The 19,229-nt window shown below is 31.1% G+C and carries 12 protein-coding genes and 1 CRISPR repeat array (1 of these 13 running past the window's edge); of the genes, 2 read left to right on the forward strand and 10 right to left on the reverse strand.

The genetic code is table 11. The annotated features are described in order from the left end of the window. Complete coding sequence (locus EB239_RS10230; RefSeq protein ID WP_003869590.1) at nucleotides 1–2,562, reverse strand: DNA methyltransferase; 2,562 nt, start codon at nucleotides 2,560–2,562, stop codon at nucleotides 1–3. Nucleotides 2,563–2,755: 193 nt separating this feature from the next. Here EB239_RS10230 and EB239_RS10235 point away from each other — a divergent pair, with 193 nt between their 5' ends. Next, nucleotides 2,756–4,033: a transposase gene (locus tag EB239_RS10235; protein WP_129545138.1), complete on the forward strand. Its 1,278-nt coding sequence runs from the start codon at nucleotides 2,756–2,758 to the stop codon at nucleotides 4,031–4,033. Nucleotides 4,034–4,154: 121 nt separating this feature from the next. Here the strand turns inward: EB239_RS10235 and EB239_RS10240 are convergent, their stop codons facing one another. From EB239_RS10240 to cmr1, 9 genes are all read right to left on the reverse strand, one after another. Continuing rightward, on the reverse strand, nucleotides 4,155–7,916 hold the full coding sequence (locus EB239_RS10240) for a DUF6079 family protein (RefSeq protein ID WP_003869592.1): 3,762 nt from the start codon (nucleotides 7,914–7,916) through the stop codon (nucleotides 4,155–4,157). 1 nt (nucleotide 7,917) lies between these two features. Continuing rightward, a complete protein-coding gene (gene brxF / locus EB239_RS10245) occupies nucleotides 7,918–8,394 on the reverse strand; it encodes a BREX-3 system P-loop-containing protein BrxF (protein ID WP_003869593.1) in 477 nt (158 codons plus the stop codon). 162 nt (nucleotides 8,395–8,556) lie between these two features. Beyond that, nucleotides 8,557–9,504, reverse strand: a complete 948-nt coding sequence (locus tag EB239_RS10250; RefSeq protein WP_003869594.1) for an RAMP superfamily CRISPR-associated protein — start codon at nucleotides 9,502–9,504, stop codon at nucleotides 8,557–8,559. A 2-nt stretch (nucleotides 9,505–9,506) separates the two neighbouring features. Then, the gene (locus EB239_RS10255) at nucleotides 9,507–9,881 is read right to left on the reverse strand and encodes a hypothetical protein (RefSeq protein WP_003869595.1); all 375 of its coding nucleotides are present in this window, start codon (nucleotides 9,879–9,881) and stop codon (nucleotides 9,507–9,509) included. Next, nucleotides 9,878–11,083: an RAMP superfamily CRISPR-associated protein gene (locus tag EB239_RS10260; protein WP_003869596.1), complete on the reverse strand. Its 1,206-nt coding sequence runs from the start codon at nucleotides 11,081–11,083 to the stop codon at nucleotides 9,878–9,880. Before EB239_RS10260 ends, EB239_RS10255 begins: the two co-directional genes overlap by 4 nt. 4 nt (nucleotides 11,084–11,087) lie before the next feature. Then, nucleotides 11,088–13,031, reverse strand: a complete 1,944-nt coding sequence (locus EB239_RS15020; protein ID WP_003869597.1) for a hypothetical protein — start codon at nucleotides 13,029–13,031, stop codon at nucleotides 11,088–11,090. Next, nucleotides 13,019–14,329, reverse strand: a complete 1,311-nt coding sequence (locus EB239_RS15025; protein WP_003869598.1) for a CRISPR-associated protein Csx11 — start codon at nucleotides 14,327–14,329, stop codon at nucleotides 13,019–13,021. Before EB239_RS15025 ends, EB239_RS15020 begins: the two co-directional genes overlap by 13 nt. After that, nucleotides 14,317–15,612, reverse strand: a complete 1,296-nt coding sequence (locus tag EB239_RS10270; protein WP_003869599.1) for an RAMP superfamily CRISPR-associated protein — start codon at nucleotides 15,610–15,612, stop codon at nucleotides 14,317–14,319. The genes EB239_RS15025 and EB239_RS10270 overlap by 13 nt, the downstream gene beginning before the upstream one ends. Beyond that, the gene (gene cmr1 / locus EB239_RS10275) at nucleotides 15,605–16,621 is read right to left on the reverse strand and encodes a type III-B CRISPR module RAMP protein Cmr1 (RefSeq protein WP_003869600.1); all 1,017 of its coding nucleotides are present in this window, start codon (nucleotides 16,619–16,621) and stop codon (nucleotides 15,605–15,607) included. The genes EB239_RS10270 and cmr1 overlap by 8 nt, the downstream gene beginning before the upstream one ends. 470 nt (nucleotides 16,622–17,091) lie before the next feature. Between cmr1 and EB239_RS10280 the strand changes: the two genes are divergently transcribed. Beyond that, on the forward strand, nucleotides 17,092–18,312 hold the full coding sequence (locus EB239_RS10280) for an IS110 family RNA-guided transposase (protein WP_003869601.1): 1,221 nt from the start codon (nucleotides 17,092–17,094) through the stop codon (nucleotides 18,310–18,312). A 154-nt stretch (nucleotides 18,313–18,466) separates the two neighbouring features. Next, a CRISPR array of direct repeats spans nucleotides 18,467–19,229; the repeat unit is 30 nt; unit sequence GTTTCAATTCCTTATAGGTAGGCTAAAAAC; it runs 2,068 nt beyond the window's last position.

A 19,229-nucleotide genomic window follows, 5' to 3' on the forward strand; every position in this document is an offset into this window, starting at 1 on the left:
TCAACCACCTAACCTTGTCACTGCATTATCATAATACATGAGCAAAGTTTGGTCTTCTTGTAGCACATTTTCAGGCAGTTTTTCGCCTATTTTTACAATCGTTTCATAATCTTTGTTTTTCCAGCAATTTTTGAAACCAGCTCTTATGGCTTCTGTCCTAAAAACTTTAAGTCGTCCTGGAACATTTTTATATTCCTCAAATTCTTTAAGTAATCTTTTTTCCCTCAGTTTTTCAAGGTCTGCCTGCTTATTTGCATCTGGCACATACCATCTGCCTGCCTCATCTTGCAAAAAGTTTTCCTGTAGTAAATCCAAAAGCTCTGGCAGTTTTTCATATCTTAGCTGCTTTAACTCCTCTAAAAACATAGGCTGTATTTCCTGATATGTCATAGGTTTATTTAAAAGCTTAAATTTCAGCCACTGTATTGCTGTCTTTTCATCTTGTATTACAAAAGCAAGCTGCTCATTAAGTTCTAATTTGAGCCTTTTTGTATCATAAATAGCCGCCTGATCCGGTAAAAAGTACATTCCATCCCTCTCTATAAACCTCTTCTTCAATCCCTCATAAAACTCAGCAGCACTCATTGGAATAGTAGCACCCTTTTGTATGTGAAATGCAATCATACTATCATAAAGTAAATATTCCTGTCTTTCTGGTATTATATCAAGTTTTCCATTTGTCTCTATAACAACAGGCAGTTTTTCTAGATGCTGTCTTATAAAATCCCATACTCCCTCTTCCGTTCCAGCTTCTTTCAAAAACCTTTTTATAAACCCTTCTTTAGGCTTGTAAGCTGATATTATAAGGTCTTGTTTTACAGCATTAGTTGTAGTTACCTGGTTAAAACTTCCTTGTTTTTTATCTAAGGTTCGTACATTTGCTATTACAAAACCAGCTTTTAAGATCGCCTCCTGTATTGCATTCCACACAGCATTTTTAGAATTGTGAAACACTACAGTCATCCATCTTCCTGGCTTTAATATCCTGTACATCTCTGAAAAAGCCTTCTCCATAAGCTCCTGATACTCATGAAGTCCCTTTTTCTGTATCTTGTTTATAACAGCTTCTGTTTTATTATTTGTAAATACTCTAAGCCATGCCTCCCATAGAAAATTAAGCTCACTGTACATAAGGTTATCTCCAAAAGGAGGGTCTGTGAAAATGTAATCTATAGAATTAGAATTTATATTATCAAAGTTATTACATGACTGGGTAGTAATTTTCACTTTTCCTAAATTTATCCCTGCATCCTTATTAATTAAAATTCTTTTTGCAATTTTCCTATCTATAAAATCAATAATATTAACTTCATGTATCATTGAACTTACATATAATGTACCGGATAATTTGCTTGGTAATCCCTTAGGTCTCTCCCTATTTAATCTTGACCCCCCCTCAGTAACAGCACTTATTAACCAATAAAAATTTCTTCTATTTAAATTTACTATATTATTTATCCTCTCATATAAAGCACTCAATACATACAAATTCCTCTTAGTATAAAAATGATGTACATGTGTTATGCCAATTCTTATAGGTTCTCCAGTTTTGTCGCCTTTAGGAATGGCATCTGTTGGATACAAATAGGGTATATCCATCTCTTCAATTTTCTGTATAAGTTCCAAATCAAATTTGTCAGGCTTTTTTTTATACCTTTGCTTACCTACTGTATAGTTAATAAGAACAGGTACTTGTTTTGCCTGTTTTATTGTTTCACCAATAGCCTTATCATAAACAGTCCTCCACGCCCTCTCAAGACTTGTTTTGGTTAATTTTGCACCACAGTGAGGACATTTAAATTCATCCAGAACTTTTCCATCATCTTTGTCTACAGCAGCATCCCAAAAAACTATTTCATTGCTGCAGCTGGGACATATAAACACATCAGAGCATACAGTATAATTTATTTTACCTTTTATAACATTTCCTGTTATGTCATATTGCGGAACGCCATCAAGAGTATGTATGGTTTCATACATCCACCCACATTCTTTTTCTACTTCCTTAAGTATCCTCTCTGCCTCTTTTTTAAACTCCTCCACATCAACAGGGGTATTGTAATTGTAAGCTATAAAAGTAGCAGCAGGAGATAAATCTCCAAGAATGGCTCTTCTTGCTCCCCACTCTACTTTTTTACCCTCTTTTTCAAACTCCTTTTCCACTTTAAGTTTAAACTCCGGGTCAGGGTTGCCGCACATCTGTGCCGCAACCCCCGTCATGCCAGTTCCACAAAACCCATCAAATACTATATCTCCTGGCTTTGTATAATGTAGTATATATCTCATAATCGCTTTGTGAGGCACCTTTGTGTGATACGAATGGGCATTGTATATAGGATCATTTTTCCCTTCAGATACATCTGCCGTATAGGGTTCACAATTGTAATCATCCTTTTCTTCAACATAAGGTTTCCCGTATTTTTCAATGAATTCATTTATAAAAGGATTTGGACATGCAGTATAATAAGGCGGATCAGAAAGTTCTATTATATCTTCATCTTTACCAATAGGAAATCCCTCTATATCTCTTACTTTATCAAGCATTTCTTTTGTTAATTTCACCAGTCATTCCCCCGTTTATTTTATAATAATAGACTTGTGCAAAATTCAGAAGCCTTCATTTAAGCCATTCTACAGACATACTTTTTTCCTATCACTCTTGAATTTTTTATCTTTTATGTAGGATTTCCCCTCCCATTTGTCGAATTATTATATATACACTATAAAAAATTTTTTAAGAAGGATGAAATTCTACATGTATCAGCTTCAATTGCTTTTAAATATACCTGAACTCTTTACCTCTCAGTCTAAAATTGATTTCTATTCTTCTATGTTTGAAAATCTTGACCTGTCTTTAATACCTGAATTCCCTTCCTCTAGTCCTGGCCGTAATGGTTATTCTCATCATGCACTTTTTAGAGCTTTTATTGTCATGAAAGCTGAAAGATTCGGCACAATTTCTGATCTTTTAGATTATCTCCGCAATAATCTTATCATTGCTCATCTTTGTGGCTTCGACATTTCTAAACCTCTTCCTTCTTATTGGACTTTTCGCCGTTTTATTAATGACTTCTCTCATGATTATTTGACCTCTATTTTTCAAAATCAGGTCAATATCCTCAAAAATATGGGTATTATCTCCGGTGAGTTTATTTCCATGGACTCTACCCCTATTAAAGCTAACACTAAGTTAAATAACCCTAAGTCTTTTTCTAAAAATAAATTCTCTAAAGATAATCAGCCTAAGTCAGATAAGGATTGTAAATTAGGCGTTTATTCTGCTTCTAATGATTCTTCTAATAAACGCTATAAGTTTTATTGGGGCTATAAAAATCACATTATTGTTGATGCTATCTCTGGTTTACCCATCGCTGAAACTACTACCCCCGCTGATGCCCCTGATTTTGAAGTCGCTTTATCTTTGCTTGAGAAGACTAATAAGTGGTTTAACCTTAAGTATGTTAATTTTATTGCTGATAAAGGCTATGATGTTAAGAAACTTTATAATTATGTTAGAAATATTCTCCACGGTCATTGCTTTATTCCTCTTAACAAGCGTAATTCTAAAAATCTCCCTCTGACTGATGATGGTTATATGGTCTGTGAAGCGGGTATTAAAATGCTTAAAGATGGCAAGCAGTATTTTGATGGTTTTATTAAGCAAAAATTTGTTTGCAAGTTCTGTAATTCTAAGGATGATTCTGCCTGCCCTATAAAGCATCCTAAATATTTTAATGGCAAAAAGCATAGAGGCTGTACTAAGTATGCTATTATATCTTCTGATTATAGGTCCTCTATTAATAGAGACTCCCTATATTTTAAGGCCGTCTACAAATTGAGAATTGAATCAGAAAGATATAATTCCCGCTTTAAAGCTCTGGATTTTGAAAAGGCTTATGTTAGAAATATTAATTCTGTCAGCAACCTTAATACTTTTGGCCATATTACTTTGCTTACTGTCGCTATTGTAGCTATTAAATTGGGCAAATATGATGAGTTTAGATCTCTTGTTGCTTTGATGCAATCGGCCTAATTTTTATTGAATCTATTTCATGCCATTTTTTAACATTTGACTTCTACAGGATATTTATGCCCTTTTTTAGCTCCTCTTTTTGTCTTTTCTTTTCCCTTACCACTTCCTTTATGTTTGATTGTCAGTGTTGATTACTATATATTGTATGTAATACATATTTTGGTTTTTTGTCGTGATTATTTTTATTAATTTTGCACATCCCTATTATAATAATTCTTACTTTGTCCTTATCTTTGCCTTTTATAAGAAAATCGACATTTTCTAAAAATCTCTTTTTAAACTCATCTACTGTTACAGGTCCATCATAGGTTATCGCAGAAATAAACTTATTTATTTCAATCTCTACTTTTTCAAGACCAGCAATTAAGTCTTTTACTGCTGATACAAACAGATTATCCACTTTCTCCGGCAATTCTTTTTTATTCAAAAAGTCACGTATAACTTTTTGTTGGTCTTTATTCAAAATTTCCATTCTTTCTTGAATCATTGGATCTTCAATATTATCTAATAAAATTTTAGTCCATTCCATATACAAATTTTCTATTTTGTCTTCAATTTCATCCAATTTTCCAAACACAGGAACTTCGCCACTTTTTATACTGTATCCACAATTAGGACATTGTGTCTCAATTTCCATGTTTTTTTCTGTTAAACTATAACAGGTTTTTAAAGAGGCCAATATATCCTCAATTTCGCTAAATTTGTTAACAGGAAATATTCCTACATCTTTAAGCTTCTTAAGATTATTAAACAGATCACTTGCCATTATTTTCTTTTTACGCTCATCTCCATTATAATCAAGCCTGTGTTTCTTATGATACTCAAGGTACAAATCAATATACTCTATTTTCAATTCTTCTAATTCTCTCGTCAGCCTTTTTATATCTTCACTTTCTTTAGTATCAATTTGTTTTATAAATCTTTCTACTTCATTTTTCATTTCATTTATATTTTGCTTTAATTCAATTTCTTCGGGTAATTGCTGTTCGGCAGAGGACAAGTATTTGACAAGTTCTTCTACTTCATTTTTAAAATCAATTATTTTTTCTATTTTCTTTACTGTCTCCAATGTCTTGAATTTTTCTTTTAGCTCTTCTTCAGTATACTTAAAGTTTCTTAATTTTCCAGGGGTATTAAAGGCTTTTAAACTGTCAAGAAAATCTCTAAAATTATTGAGCAAATCTTTATAATCTCTTATTTCAAATTCATCAAATACAGGCTTACCCCATATAGTTTTATTTGAAACAACAAATTGATTAACAGTTACAACTTTTTTAGCCAGTTCTTCACTCTTTGCCACCATTTGTCTTATAGCTTCTTCTGGTTTGCTAAGACTTGCTGTTACTAACCCTGATGGCAAGCCTAACAAAGTAAATAGAGTTTTTAATTCTCTGACAGGTATATCTCTGGGCCTCTCAAAACTGTCAAAATCTATAAGCTCTCCAACGTTCATATTAGCAAGTGCCTCTATTGTAGTAGCATCATAAACTTTATTTTTTATCCTCAAGATTATATCTCCGCTGTACACAAGGGCACTGAGCAAAAGAACCACCCACTGCACTTCTAATTTGAATCTTTTATCAATATCCTCACCGTTTACATTCTCTATAATATCTTCTCTATTTAAAACTTTCCCTGGTGGAAGTTTATATAATTCATTTAAAAAATAATTAGCATATTTTGAATTTCCGGGTACAATATCATCCCCTAAAATTAAATCAAAAGACTGCAATACTTTCTTGCCTGTTTCTGTCTTCTTGCCAGCTAAATAATTCATTGCACTTTTAAAAACTTCGTTTAAATTTGCCTCTGTGATTTTTGTGTAAAATGTAGGATATTCACTGTATTTTTCACTGAAATACAATGATAAGCAAGAAGAAGCCGCCTCATCAATATAACTTTTAATAGTATCATAATTAGCTGTTTTTCCTTTAAGCCAATAGATTATACTTTGTGTTTCTCCTTTATAAGAAACATTAAAACATTTTGACACATTATCTCTTATCCATTTAGTAATATCCTTTTGAAAACCATTAGCTTTATCTTCATAAATTTTTTTCTGGTCACTGGAGGATAATTCACTTAACTCCATTGTAGCGGCATATTTTTTTATTTTCTCTATTATTTCTTCATCCGTATTAACAAATTCAAAAAATACTTCATCTTCTTTTCCATTTAATATATATTTTTTATTATAGTTAACTCCAACAAAAGGAGGTAAAAAGTAAATATAAAAATCTCTTGGAGGCTGAGCTGTACTCCTTTCATCAGGATATCCCATAAAAAGATAGCCATATCTTTTAACATTTTTCTCATTCCAAGTAAGACTATACTCCCATATTCTCATGTTTGGCACTTTTTCAGGAGCATTCCAATCAAGGACTTTTATAAGCAATTCAAAATAATGCCTGTTAAAAATATCTTCTGACAATATTTCTGCTTTCTCCTGAATTTTGGCATCATAATTTATGCCTTCTCTTACCATGTCAAGATAATACTGCTGATTGTCTGGATTGTATGAAATATATTGCCAGCTCAATGTTTTCATTATTTCCTTCATTATTGTTTCTATAGTCGTTATTAAAAAGTCCTCTTCTATCTCTGGCATTTTTATATATAAACACAAATCATCTTTAATATTTTCAACTGTTATACCAACAGATGTATGTATATCTCCTGTAGTAAACCTATGAACACTTAATGCATGTACAATTCTTAATGCAGCATCTTTATATTGAGGTCTTGTAAAGGAATGTTCAATTAAATCTTCTACGGCAACGCTTTTATCAACTACTCTCTTTATATCTGGCTCTGCCCTTAATGAAGGATTGTCTCTTAAAAACTTCCAATAAGAATCATAAGAAATAATTCCAGGCTCATCTTCAGGTACATCTTTGTCTAACAGTTCTCTCATCAAATGTGATATTGTTTTTAAAACTTCTCTTTTCTCTACAATAAACATTTTTTCAAATACTTCTATAAACATAGGATGTATAGGATATAATTCCACAAATTCTTCGATTCTGCTGGAAATACTTTTATACAACGGACTGAATTTCTCTAAATGGCTCCTTATCCATGCTTTTTGTCTGTCATTCTTTTTTAATAATCTTTGAGATACTACGTAGGAAATATCTTCCCTTTTAATTATTAACTGTTCAAATCTGTCCTTCATCTTTAATACAGTTTGTGCAACAGCATTAAATGCCGGATTATCAAACAGGGTCTCCTGTACTCCCGTCATAAATCTCAATCTGGTAGACTTTGTTATTTCTCCTATTTCTCTTAAAAAAGTTAAATCGCGAATCAATTCCTGTTCTTTCCTTGCTTTTAGAAAATCTAATAATTCATCAACCACTATGAGATAGCCTTTGTCCGGAAATTTGTCTTCAAATTTACTCATCATTTCCATAAAAGCATCTTTGTTATTTGTAACTTCATCAATTGGTGGAAAATAAAACTCTATCCCGTATCTGGCAAGGTCCTTTTCTATCTCTTTCGTAATTATATTTCTTAAGGGTGTATTTACAGCCCCAATGTCAAATCTTAAAACTTTAAATTTTCCTGCAATCTTTCCCATCTCTTTTTTTAACTCTTCATGAGAAACATAATCTAGCATTTCCTTATTTTCTGCTACTGCTGAAATTACAGACATTAAATGGGATTTACCAGTACCATAATTGCCAACTATAAATATACCCTTATTGTCAATTGTTTCATCAAACTGCAATTGGGGTATACAAATATTAATAATACTATCTGCCATCCCTTCTGATACTACAAAGGATTTGACAAGTCTTTTCGCCTCATCGATCTTGTCTGCATCCTTAAGTTTTATAACAGTTTCAATCGGTTCATACTGAATAAGATCTCCATATTTCATCCTATCTTCCTCCCTCAATATTTATTACAATTATATCCAAGTCATCTTTTTTGTATCTCCTATATTCTGGATAACCAGGTTCAGCGTATGTCAATATACCATTTATATAAGAGCCTCCCCAGGATGTAATTATTTTTTTATATTTGCTCATGTTCTTAAGCATTTTTAAAGGGTCTATTTTCAAATGGGGAGCAAATAAAATCTCTATGTTATCTAATATTGTAACATCTGTTTTACTTTGAGACAAAATTTCTTCCATAAAATCATCTACATAGTAGCAACGCTCTTCAAAAGGTATATTAATTAATTTTTCTGACAGCTTCAAATTTAAGTTTATGTAATCATAGTTATAATCAGAAGAAATTTTCTTGAGAATTTGCGTTTTTCCGCTCCCAATTGGTCCTACTAATAAAATTAACTTGTAATATTTATACGGTAGCAAAATAAAAGCATCCTGTATATCTTTATAAATTGACATATCACCTTCTCCCCCTTTGGACCTATATATTTATTTCGATAAAAGTTTACAAATTCCTGCACGTGGATAAAAATATAAGAGAGTTCAATGATATACCGGTTTTAAATACTCATTTGTTAAATAAAAACAGGCATGAATTTATGTACAGTGCCTGTTTTTTTATTATTTTATTTTTTCAAATTTACCTTTAGTCAAATGATATTTACTTAAATCAATTCCATTAAAGTCTGAAACTTTACTACCTACATTTATAAAATAACCTGCTTCTTGAACTCTTGGTATATTCTGTGTAAAATCAAATTCTGAAAGAAGTTTGAGTTCCCCTTCAAATTTTATTTCATTAGAAAATTTGAAAAATTGTCTTAATGGAAAATTAGGTTTTATACTTGCTGTTCCATTTCCAGTAATGTTCCATTCACTAAGTTCTTCTTCTGTTACATCAATACTCAAGTTTAATAATTCTAATTTTCCAAAACCATATTTAATATCTCCACCAATATAAACTTTAGAAAAAACATCTAACAAAAAATCATTATAATCTTTGTCCTCATTCTTTTTACTTTCATCATTTTTATCATTTTCTTTTATATCTTGGTCATTATTTCCATTTGTTATTAAAGAGTTTATATCTTTAATAACTTCTTCTTCAAACCCAATTAAACCTACCCAATAAAGTTGTTTACTTCTATTATCTAAATCTAATTTTGATTTTGGAAGTATATATTCAAATTCATGCAAACTTTCATCTTTTGCACTTCTTAATAGTGGTTCTATAGCTGTTGAAACAAGAGTATCAACAAATTCAAATTTAAATTTTCCCTCAGGGTAATCCCCAAGGTAAAAATCGCCTTTATTATATCCTGGAAACAAAGGATTAAAATTTACCTCTTCTTCATTTCCTATAACAGGATAAAAATTAGTAATTTTTTCAAAGAATTTTTTAGCACTCTCAATTTTTCTAAACCCGATTGTCTTTAAAAATTGATTTGTTAAAGCTCCCCACATTGTCCAGCCAGGAATAAAAATTTCAGTTTCATTAATTACTGCCCACTCAACAGAGCCTATATGTATTGGCTGATTTTGTTTAAAAATTAGTTTGAACCATATCATTTTTATTCCCCCATTGCCTTTGCATGGTATCGGGCATAGATCAGAGCTTTCTCTAATGATTCTTTGTAAAATAACAATTTGTAAATATCTTTAGACAATTCCTGAAAAAAATCTTCAGCTTTATTAATTGCACTATATTTAGATTGTAAAAAAGGCTTTAAAGTTTCTATTGGCTTTTTAATAAATATGTCGCTGTATTTCTTATCATCTTTTTTATCTTTGCTTAAACAAAAAACATAATAAGCATACACACCGTCATTAGATAAAACTCCTAACGCTTTATCTATGAACCTTAAAATTTCTTTATCTTTTTGAGAACTGTTTACCATATCGAAACCCAATTTATTTAATGTATACTCAAGATTATTTTCATTCATTTTTGTTCACCCCCATTAGGGTCAGTCTTTCCGGTATTTAGTTGGTTTGGAATAGCTTTTTCACAATTTTTATCCTCATCTCTTATTTCTAATACAATTCTTCCAAACCCTCTTGTTGTCATACCGCCAATGCCCAATGTTTCAAAGAAATGTTTGGAACTACATAAAGCATCTTTTAATTTATTTATATCAGGCAGCGGATTCAACTTTGATTCTATTCCTTCAAAAGCTGTCTTATCAAATATTCTAATATCTCCATAAAATATAGTCCCTCTTGGTATTGCCTCAGAAGTAAAAAGTGCACCTTCTTTTGCTGCTCCTGTTATTGGATCTATTGAGACAGATGTTCTTACTTCAAGATTAGAATTAACAATTTGAGAGAATAAGCTTTCAGGTACAATAATAATTTTGTCAGCAGTAAACTTAAAATTCCCAATTTCTATTTCATTCAATTTAATTGAGAGACTTTCTACTTTGTAAGGTAGATATATCCATCCAAGATTTATATGCCCATCCACTTTACCTTCTTTCATTTCTTCTAAGGCAATACAAACTTCTTTCTTTTCCGACTTCTCATCAGTTTTTGTTTTTTCATCATATAGCCTAGTACTTTTTAATGCCTCTTTTGTCGTTATCCACTTGGTACCAAAGCGTGTAAAAACGGGAAAAAACAAAATATTTAAATCACTAAAATGAATCATACCCTGCCAGCTTAAATCTTTCTTTGAAAATCCAAATCCTTTACAGATAATACAATGTCCGCAATGACCAGTTTTCCCTTTATCATCCGTAGCATACGGAGCATTCGATATCTCCGCTTGAGGAGTATCGTCCTGTCCTGCACAAGTTATTTTTGCCACAACATTGCCCTTAAAAGATTTCCAATCTGTATCTGGTAAATTCCACTTTGAGCTGTTAATACTAATCCATTCCTCTATTTTTTCTAACATAGTTTTTTTGTTTATATTTTTAATATCATCAAATTTAGGCTGTTTATCTTTTATATTAGACAAAAGTTCTAATGTCGCATAATATCTCCAAGTTCCTGCTAGACTTGAACCAGGAATTTTAGGAAGTTTTGTTATTGGATCTCTTACAATTGTATTGTCAACTCTTCCTATGGTATAACCGCCTGTCCCAATATGAATTGGGTCTGTTGCCATTCCATAAGCCTTAAACTCTTTTACAAAATTGTCACTCATTTTTTCAAACCTCCTTTAAAGTTGTATGCCAAAATTCGAACATGTCCAAGAAAAGTTGTAAATTCTCTGTGGTCATTTTTTCTTTTAATGCCTCATATAACTTATCATTCCCTTGAGATACCTCAATGTCGAATAACTTTTTTATCCCCTTTGCAAGCTCTTCATCTTTCTTAAGTTCAAGAATATTAATAAAGCTTGAAGCAAGAAAAACCTTGATTCCTTCAACATCATTATTCATATCTGATTTGTAATTGGCTATGCTTTCCCATTTGTCATAAATTACAGAAATTAATTTTTGAAGTTTTGTACTCCTTGTAACTCCACTTTTATTTTCTTTACCAAATAACTCTTTAAATTTTTTAAACTTTTCCCAGGTATCCAAATCATAAGGTCGTGAGTTTTTAAGTGCTATTTTCCTTTTCCATTTATTGTTTTTATCATAATAAATATCGTTCCTTCTTGTATTTGTATCTAAAAATTCAAAATCAAATGTATTAGGCATTATATTGATTTCTTCATCATCCTCTAATTTATCAATATTTAATATCCATTTCTTGTTTTTATTATCAGGTTTTAAATAAAACTCGTATCCTTTTTTATGACTACCCCAATATAAAGAATAATAATTTTGAGTATTGTTTAATGATTCCTCAATCTTTTGACATTTTAATACATTTTTGATTTTGCATGCTTTTTCTTCTAATATTAATTCTTCTGTATTCTCTATATCCCTCCTAATCTTTCTTAAAGCTTTTACCCCTACATATAGCGGCTTTTTATAATCCTGCACTACTATTCCTATATGGAGTGGTAATTTGCCATATACAAATTTAAAGTTCTCATTGTATTTTTTAATAACATTTTCAATCAAATTAGGCACATACTCAGCAGGTATAATAAACTGCCAGCTAATTGGCGTAGGGTCAATAATTGAAATATATGGCTCGTAATACTCAGATTTACTATCATTTAAATTGAGTTTTATTGCCATATCTTTTTTATCCTTATATCTTTTTAAATTAAATTCTTTATACCTTGTCAAATCTTTTACATAAGATATCAAATAAACCTTTCCTTTATTAGCCCAAAAAACTGCTTCTCCATCATAATACTCACCGTCTTGAATATTTTCATCTTTACCCTCGATTTTTACATCTTTCCAATAATACCTCCTTCTCCTCTCTATTGGAATACATGCATAAGCGCATATATTTGCTTTTATATCCTCAAAAAATTCCTTTGTGCTCTCCCATATTCTTCTCAACCTAGCTGGAGAAGGATTCTTACGGATGAGGAATTGAAGGATAAGTGTAGAAAGAAATTCTATATCATCGTAGGTAAGGTGGTTCCACTTTATAATTTCTTTATCCCAGTCAATCTTTGAATTCAAACCGTTCTTTTTTATCCACTCTTCCCAATGTGTACCTATTATTGAACCGAAAAATATTTGCCTTATGAAATCATCAAAAGATTCATCATTGTTTTTACAACCATCATATGCATCTCTTGCTAAAAGATTAAAAAGTTTAAAATCGAAAATCTTTATAAAATTTTTGAAAGGCTCATTATTTAATAAAGTTTTTAATGGTTGTTCGTTATTTTTTCTGTCAACTAATTTTAAACCAAAATTTTTCATTTTTAATTCTAAACCTTTGTATTTTCTAAGTAAAGTTGAATCGCTAACAGGAAAAACGATATTCTCAATTTTTAATAAAAATTGATCATTTAAATTACCATTTTTATCTTTATATTTATCTAATAGGAAAGCATTTTCAATGTACAATGTCTTTATTACATTTAATGTGTTTATTGCTAATTTAAGTTTATCAATATAATCCTCTTCTCTCACCAACAAGCTATTCAACATATCTCCATTTAACCAATCATGTAGTTCAAACTTCATTGTTACTAATGCAACCCTATCATTTTCATCTTTTAACTCATCCATCCAAATTGTTTCTTTTTTCGTATCTTTAAGCCATTCATAAATCCTGCCTTGTGTTTTCTTTTCATAACAAATATCACACAAATATTTTTGTTTTCATCCCTTCTGTCTGATCTAAACACTAATCTTTGTCCACAAACCTGACATATACCAATTGCTTTTTCACTTTCTGATTTTTCAATATCTATGCTAACTTCTTTTTTACTCCAATCTGCTTTTAAGAAATTTTCTTTAGCCTTTTCAAGAAGATAAGACAAGTTCATTAAACCACGAGACGCTTTAGTAAGAAAAATAGCAGGATAAAATTCATCAAAAGATTTTTCTTTAAAAATATTTATAATTTCATCTTCTATTTCTCTTAAATCATCCTTTAGTTCCGCTAAACTACTTTCATCTAAATCTTCTCCTAAATCTTCACCAACTAAAAAATAAACTCCAGTTTCATCGCGATAAACTTCATTTCCTATAGGATATTTATATTCTAAAAGTTTTTTAATTTCATCATCAATTTCATTCGATACTTCTCTATACCATTGTATTTGTTGAGGCTTATAACCTTTTTCTGCAAGCCTAAGTTTGTCATATTGTATACCAAGAATACGCCATCGGACATCCATTCGTTTAGGCAAACTTTGAATATTATTATTTTTTAAAATATATTCAGAAAGAGAAGCTTTAAACATTGTGGTTGCCATATAAGCTTGTTCCCACAATGATACATCGTTTATTGGAAATCTATCATCACTCAATAAACCAGCAAAAAAATTTTTAAATTTTTCTCTAATTGATTTAAATTTTTCCCAATCTAGGTTATTAGAACCAATGATATCGGTTATAGAGTTTTTTAAGTCACAAATCTTATAATTCATAGAATCTTCTGTTTCTGATAAATAAATAATTCTATTTTTAAAACTCCCAAAAGGATTTGATAACCATCTACTATCTTGAGGTTCAACCTTAATATCATCTTTTGGCGATCCCTTATCTATCCCAGAGTTTAGGCTTTCTCCAATCCCATATAACACTTGCAATAAATATTTATTGTTTTTTTGACTTCTCCATTTGTTACGCCAATTATTTAAAAAATTATCCCACAAATCTATTTCTTCTTCTAAAATTTTTATTTTTTTGTCCTTAATATCATTTTCCCAATCAGATAAAGATTTTTTATTTAAATTAATATTTGCTTTATTTTGTTGGTTTGGATTTACTTTATCCCATAAAGACATCAAGGAAGCTATCTCAGCTTTTAAAATCTCATCCCTATACTTCTCTAAATTTTCTAAATTTAATCCTGCCATTTTAACCACCTTTTCCCTTTTAGATCTTCACTTAAATTTAAATCTTTATTGGTAAAATAATACTTATCTTCACATACTTCAAATGTTCCCCATCCAAGTTTTGTTTTTGCTCCTATTCCAATCTGTGATACTTTTTCAATTGCTAATAAAAGATTTTCTAAATCTTTTTCCGCTTCGCTTTTTAATACTTCATTTTCTTTTAATATACCATCAAAAGGAATGTATATAATCTGCAAAAATCCTTCTGTACCTTCTGGAACCACTTCATAATAAATAGGTTGTGTTCCAGCTCTTTTTCTTCTATCATGGGGATTTATTACTTCTAAAGAAAGTTTGTCAAAATATGTAGGATAAAATATAGCTCTTCCTTTATGTGTACGAAGTTCTATTGGTAGGTTTTTATTATCTTTTTGAAGTTTATGAGAAATTTGTTCTTCAAGAAATTTATGAAGTCCTTCATAAGAATTCTGTTCGTTTATTTTTTCTAAAAGATTTTTATCCACTGTCAAACCAAGTTCAAATAATATAAACTCCAAAAGTTTTTCTTTAAAATTTTTTAAATCACTACTTTTCCATTTCAAATAATCCTCTATTGCTTTTATACTGTCTGAACCTGCTCCAAATATCCTCAAATAGCTGTCAACGACTTCTACTCTTTCATTATGATTAGATTTTTCATTTATTAATTCTTTAAAAGCTGAAGCTAAAGCACCCTTCCATCCACTTCCTCTTATCATAGGTACTTTAAAAACTTTTTCTTTTAATATAGGATTTGAAATAATATAAAATTCATCATCATCTTTTGAGAAGTATGGCTGTTTTAGCTTGAAACTTGCCTGAATTATAAATGAGTACGGCGGAAGTTTTCTTACATAATCATTAGCTATATTCAAAGTTAAAATCCCTGATATAAAATTGACATTTTTCAATTGCTGGTCATTATCAAAAACAAAATTTTTATTTTCTTTCATAATTTCTTCTTTTAACCAAGTTACCAGAAAATCTTTTGTTGTCTCATTAGATTTATTTTTCTTTAAAAATTTAAAAAAATCATCCTTTTTAAAGGCTTTACTAGATGAAATAAATGGAAAATCTTTTTTTAATTTATCGATATTAACTTTATCCGTCTCTTTCAACTCATTGTTTTCTTTATTTTTAAACAGGTAATTTTCTATTTTTTCTTCACTTTTGGGCTTAAAATAAAACTTACAATATGATACATAATGACTTAAACTTTTCACTTCATCAATATTTATTTCTATTAAAGCATCATACTTAGCCATTCCTATCACCTCTACTTTTTAGATGATTAAATAATAATTTTTGATACTTGTTGAATATTTTATCCGGTACTTTTTTGTTATCAAATGGATTATTGAAATTTATTAAATATACATGATAATCATCATTCTCTATCAAATTTGAAACATAAATACTTGAAGCAGCGCCTTGCTCCCCAAAGTTTCTTTTTCTGTAACGCATTTCTTCTTCTCTTCTCAAAAAATATTTAAAATTATATCCTAACACTTTTTTCCGATTGTCATATTTGATTTTTTCAATTTTATGTATTCGCATTATATCATTGTATTTAATGCCCTTTATATTAGCTTCTTTATCGTTTTGTTCTCCTTCAACTCTAATATTTACCAATCCAAATCCAAAAGAAAGTTTCCCACCAACAAAAATTATTTTATCTTTATAAAAATTAAAAAAACCTGATAAATAATTATCCCACCAATATTCTGTTGTCTTAAGCAATAATTTTACATCTTTATGTAAAACAATTTTGGAATCTTTTCTTTGAAAAAGTACACTTTTAATCCAATGTTCGGTGTTAATGCCATTCTCTTTAAAGGGAAAATTAAAATCTATTTCTTTAAAATTTAATTCTTGTTTTATAAAAGAGCTTATTTCTATATCTACCCTGCTTTTCCATCCTGTACATCCAAATAGACGAGAGGGTACAGATAACCCTAAATCTTCAAGTGATTCATCTAATATATTATCAAAACTTTTATTATCTCCTTCTCTCAACAAACGTTTTAAGAAAATTTGCTTCAATGTACGTTCTTCTTTAGGATTTTCAAGTTCTCCTAAATTATCTGCAACTACATTATTGTTATTTAATTTCTCATTATTTCCATTTTTAACAGCTTTCCAATATACTGAAAACCAAAACCTTAAACTTCCCATTAAAGAAGAAGGTCTAACCTTACTATTTTCCTGCCAAGCATCTCCTGTCCATAATGGAGTTATTGTTTCTAAATGAACAGTAACTTCCTTCTTATTCATATGGAAAACCCCTTTGTAATAGATTTTAATCATATAAGTCAAGAAAAAAAATCATTAAAACATGATAGTCCTAACCTCCATAAAAAACACTGCCCAAAATTTTCTCATATAACAATATTCTACATAACTTTTTTAAATCCTGCTAAAAAATTGTATTTTAAAAAACAAAAATGTCGCTGATTGTCAGAGGTACATCTCTGGATTAATCAGCGACATTTTTCTCAAAAAACATATCTGATTTTTTAAAATTATTATATTTAAGTTGTATAATCCTTTTAATTATATTTCCCTTGTAAAACATTAATTCCTTATAGACCTCTATGCCGTAGCTACGGCACCATCAGAGGATGAAAATACCATCCCCTTTACGGGAAGCACGCAGGATAGAATAACCCCTTATGGTTGTTGCACCAGCTCTTCAATTTTACAGTCGCTATCGTACAAATACTAAAAAAGGAGTTGGTTCTTTCATGGATTTAGTTTATTCTCACGTTTGCGGATTAGATGTCCATAAAAAGAGCGTCGTAGCTTGTATAATAACACCGGAAGGTAAAGAAATCCGCACCTTTTCAACCATGACCGATGACCTTATTGGATTAAAAGAATTTATTAAAAGCAAAGGTTGTAATGTTGTTGCTATGGAAAGTACCGGTTCTTACTGGAAACCTATCTACAACCTCCTGGAGCTTGAGAATATTAAAATTCTACTCGTCAATGCTAAGCATATTAAAAATGTTCCCGGCAGAAAAACTGATGTAAAAGATGCTGAGTGGATAGCAAGTCTTTTGCAACATGGCCTTTTGCAAGGCAGCTTTGTCCCAGATCGTGAACAAAGAGAGCTTCGCGAACTTGTCCGCTATAGAAAAAGCCTCATTGAAGAAAAATCAAGAGAACTTAATCGCATACAAAAGGTTTTAGAAGGAGCTAATATCAAACTGTCTTCGGTAGTCTCTGATATCAACGGGGCATCCAGTCGTTCTATACTTGAGGCTATTATAAATGGTGAAGAAAATCCCGAAACCCTGGCTGAGCTTTCTCAAGGCAAGCTAAAAAATAAAATGGATGAACTAAAACGCGCTTTAAAAGGCTTGATCAATCATCACCAAAGGATGCTTCTGGAAATACAGCTTAGACATATTGATTACCTTGATGAAGAAATAGCAAAATTAGACGAAGAAATTAAAAATCGAATGCTCCCTTTTGAAAAAGACCTGGCACTGCTGGATACAATCCCTGGAGTCGGAAGAAGAACTGCAGAACAAATAATAGCCGAAATCGGCACGAATATGGAACAGTTCCCCTCTGCTGCCCATTTGTGTTCTTGGGCAGGGTTGTGTCCAGGTCATAATGAAAGTGCTGGTAAACAAAAGTCTGCAAGAACTCGAAAAGGTAACCAAAAATTGCGAAGCTCTCTTATTGAAGCTGCCAGAGCTGCCTCAAGGGCAAAAGGTACTTATCTTTCAAGTCAGTACCACCGCATCGCTGCTCGAAGAGGAGCAAACCGTGCAGCAGTTGCAGTGGCACATAGCATTTTAATTATAGTTTATCATATTCTCAAGCAAAAGCAACCATATATTGAATTAGGTCCTACTTATTATGAAGAGAAAAAGCGTAATATGATTATTCGTCAATCTTTAAAAAAGCTAGAGTCTTTAGGCCTTAAGGTCACGGTCGAATCTGCAGTGTCTTAACTTTTAATTTAACTTTATTAACCATTTATTTATCCCATATTTTTACATCGGTATGGGTTTAGTTTTTTGTTGCCTTTTTGAGAGACACTATTTTCAGGATAGGTAGGCTAAAAACCGATGACACGACAGTTGAATTACATGAAGTGTTATTTACGTTTCAATTCCTTATAGGTAGGCTAAAAACAAGCAAAAGAATATGCAGACAAGTTACAAGAAATTTGTTTCAATTCCTTATAGGTAGGCTAAAAACTTTAATGAAGTCTTCATATTGTAACAGGTCTCTTTTGGGTTTCAATTCCTTATAGGTAGGCTAAAAACTGAGCTTGAACTTACAGAAGAAGAAAAGAGATATCTGTTTCAATTCCTTATAGGTAGGCTAAAAACCTGCAATATCTTGCACAACTACTGCGTCAATATACAAAGGTTTCAATTCCTTATAGGTAGGCTAAAAACTTTGACTTTGCCAACGATAATAAAATCTATGTCCGGCGGTTTCAATTCCTTATAGGTAGGCTAAAAACAAGCGATAACGGCCGACAAAGCCTTTTTCTGGGGCATGTTTCAATTCCTTATAGGTAGGCTAAAAACTGTAGTCGGAAGCATAAACTGGCCGCACGCGCACCTGTTTCAATTCCTTATAGGTAGGCTAAAAACTCCAGCTCTGTAGTTACCTGGGTGGCCGCATCAACCGGTTTCAATTCCTTATAGGTAGGCTAAAAACCCGCCATCCACCAAACCACCAAGGGTGCGGTTTTCGTGTTTCAATTCCTTATAGGTAGGCTAAAAACAATATTTACGAAACCACCATGCCGGCAGACCAACTGAAGTTTCAATTCCTTATAGGTAGGCTAAAAACTCGGCTTTATCCAGTTCCTTCGCAAACCTTAGTTCGTTTCAATTCCTTATAGGTAGGCTAA

The sequence above is a fragment of the Thermoanaerobacter ethanolicus JW 200 genome (genome assembly GCF_003722315.1).
Taxonomy (GTDB): domain Bacteria; phylum Bacillota; class Thermoanaerobacteria; order Thermoanaerobacterales; family Thermoanaerobacteraceae; genus Thermoanaerobacter; species Thermoanaerobacter ethanolicus.

Coding starts and splice junctions, on each gene's coding strand:
- EB239_RS10255 (WP_003869595.1), bottom strand. CDS start 9,881: ATGAATGAAAATAATCTTGAGTATACATTAAATAAATTGGGTTTCGAT.
- EB239_RS15025 (WP_003869598.1), bottom strand. CDS start 14,329: ATGGCAGGATTAAATTTAGAAAATTTAGAGAAGTATAGGGATGAGATT.
- EB239_RS10235 (WP_129545138.1), top strand. CDS start 2,756: ATGTATCAGCTTCAATTGCTTTTAAATATACCTGAACTCTTTACCTCT.
- EB239_RS10260 (WP_003869596.1), bottom strand. CDS start 11,083: ATGAGTGACAATTTTGTAAAAGAGTTTAAGGCTTATGGAATGGCAACA.
- cmr1 (WP_003869600.1), bottom strand. CDS start 16,621: ATGAATAAGAAGGAAGTTACTGTTCATTTAGAAACAATAACTCCATTA.
- EB239_RS10240 (WP_003869592.1), bottom strand. CDS start 7,916: ATGAAATATGGAGATCTTATTCAGTATGAACCGATTGAAACTGTTATA.
- EB239_RS10280 (WP_003869601.1), top strand. CDS start 17,092: ATGGATTTAGTTTATTCTCACGTTTGCGGATTAGATGTCCATAAAAAG.
- brxF (WP_003869593.1), bottom strand. CDS start 8,394: ATGTCAATTTATAAAGATATACAGGATGCTTTTATTTTGCTACCGTAT.
- EB239_RS10250 (WP_003869594.1), bottom strand. CDS start 9,504: ATGATATGGTTCAAACTAATTTTTAAACAAAATCAGCCAATACATATA.
- EB239_RS10270 (WP_003869599.1), bottom strand. CDS start 15,612: ATGGCTAAGTATGATGCTTTAATAGAAATAAATATTGATGAAGTGAAA.
- EB239_RS15020 (WP_003869597.1), bottom strand. CDS start 13,031: ATGGATGAGTTAAAAGATGAAAATGATAGGGTTGCATTAGTAACAATG.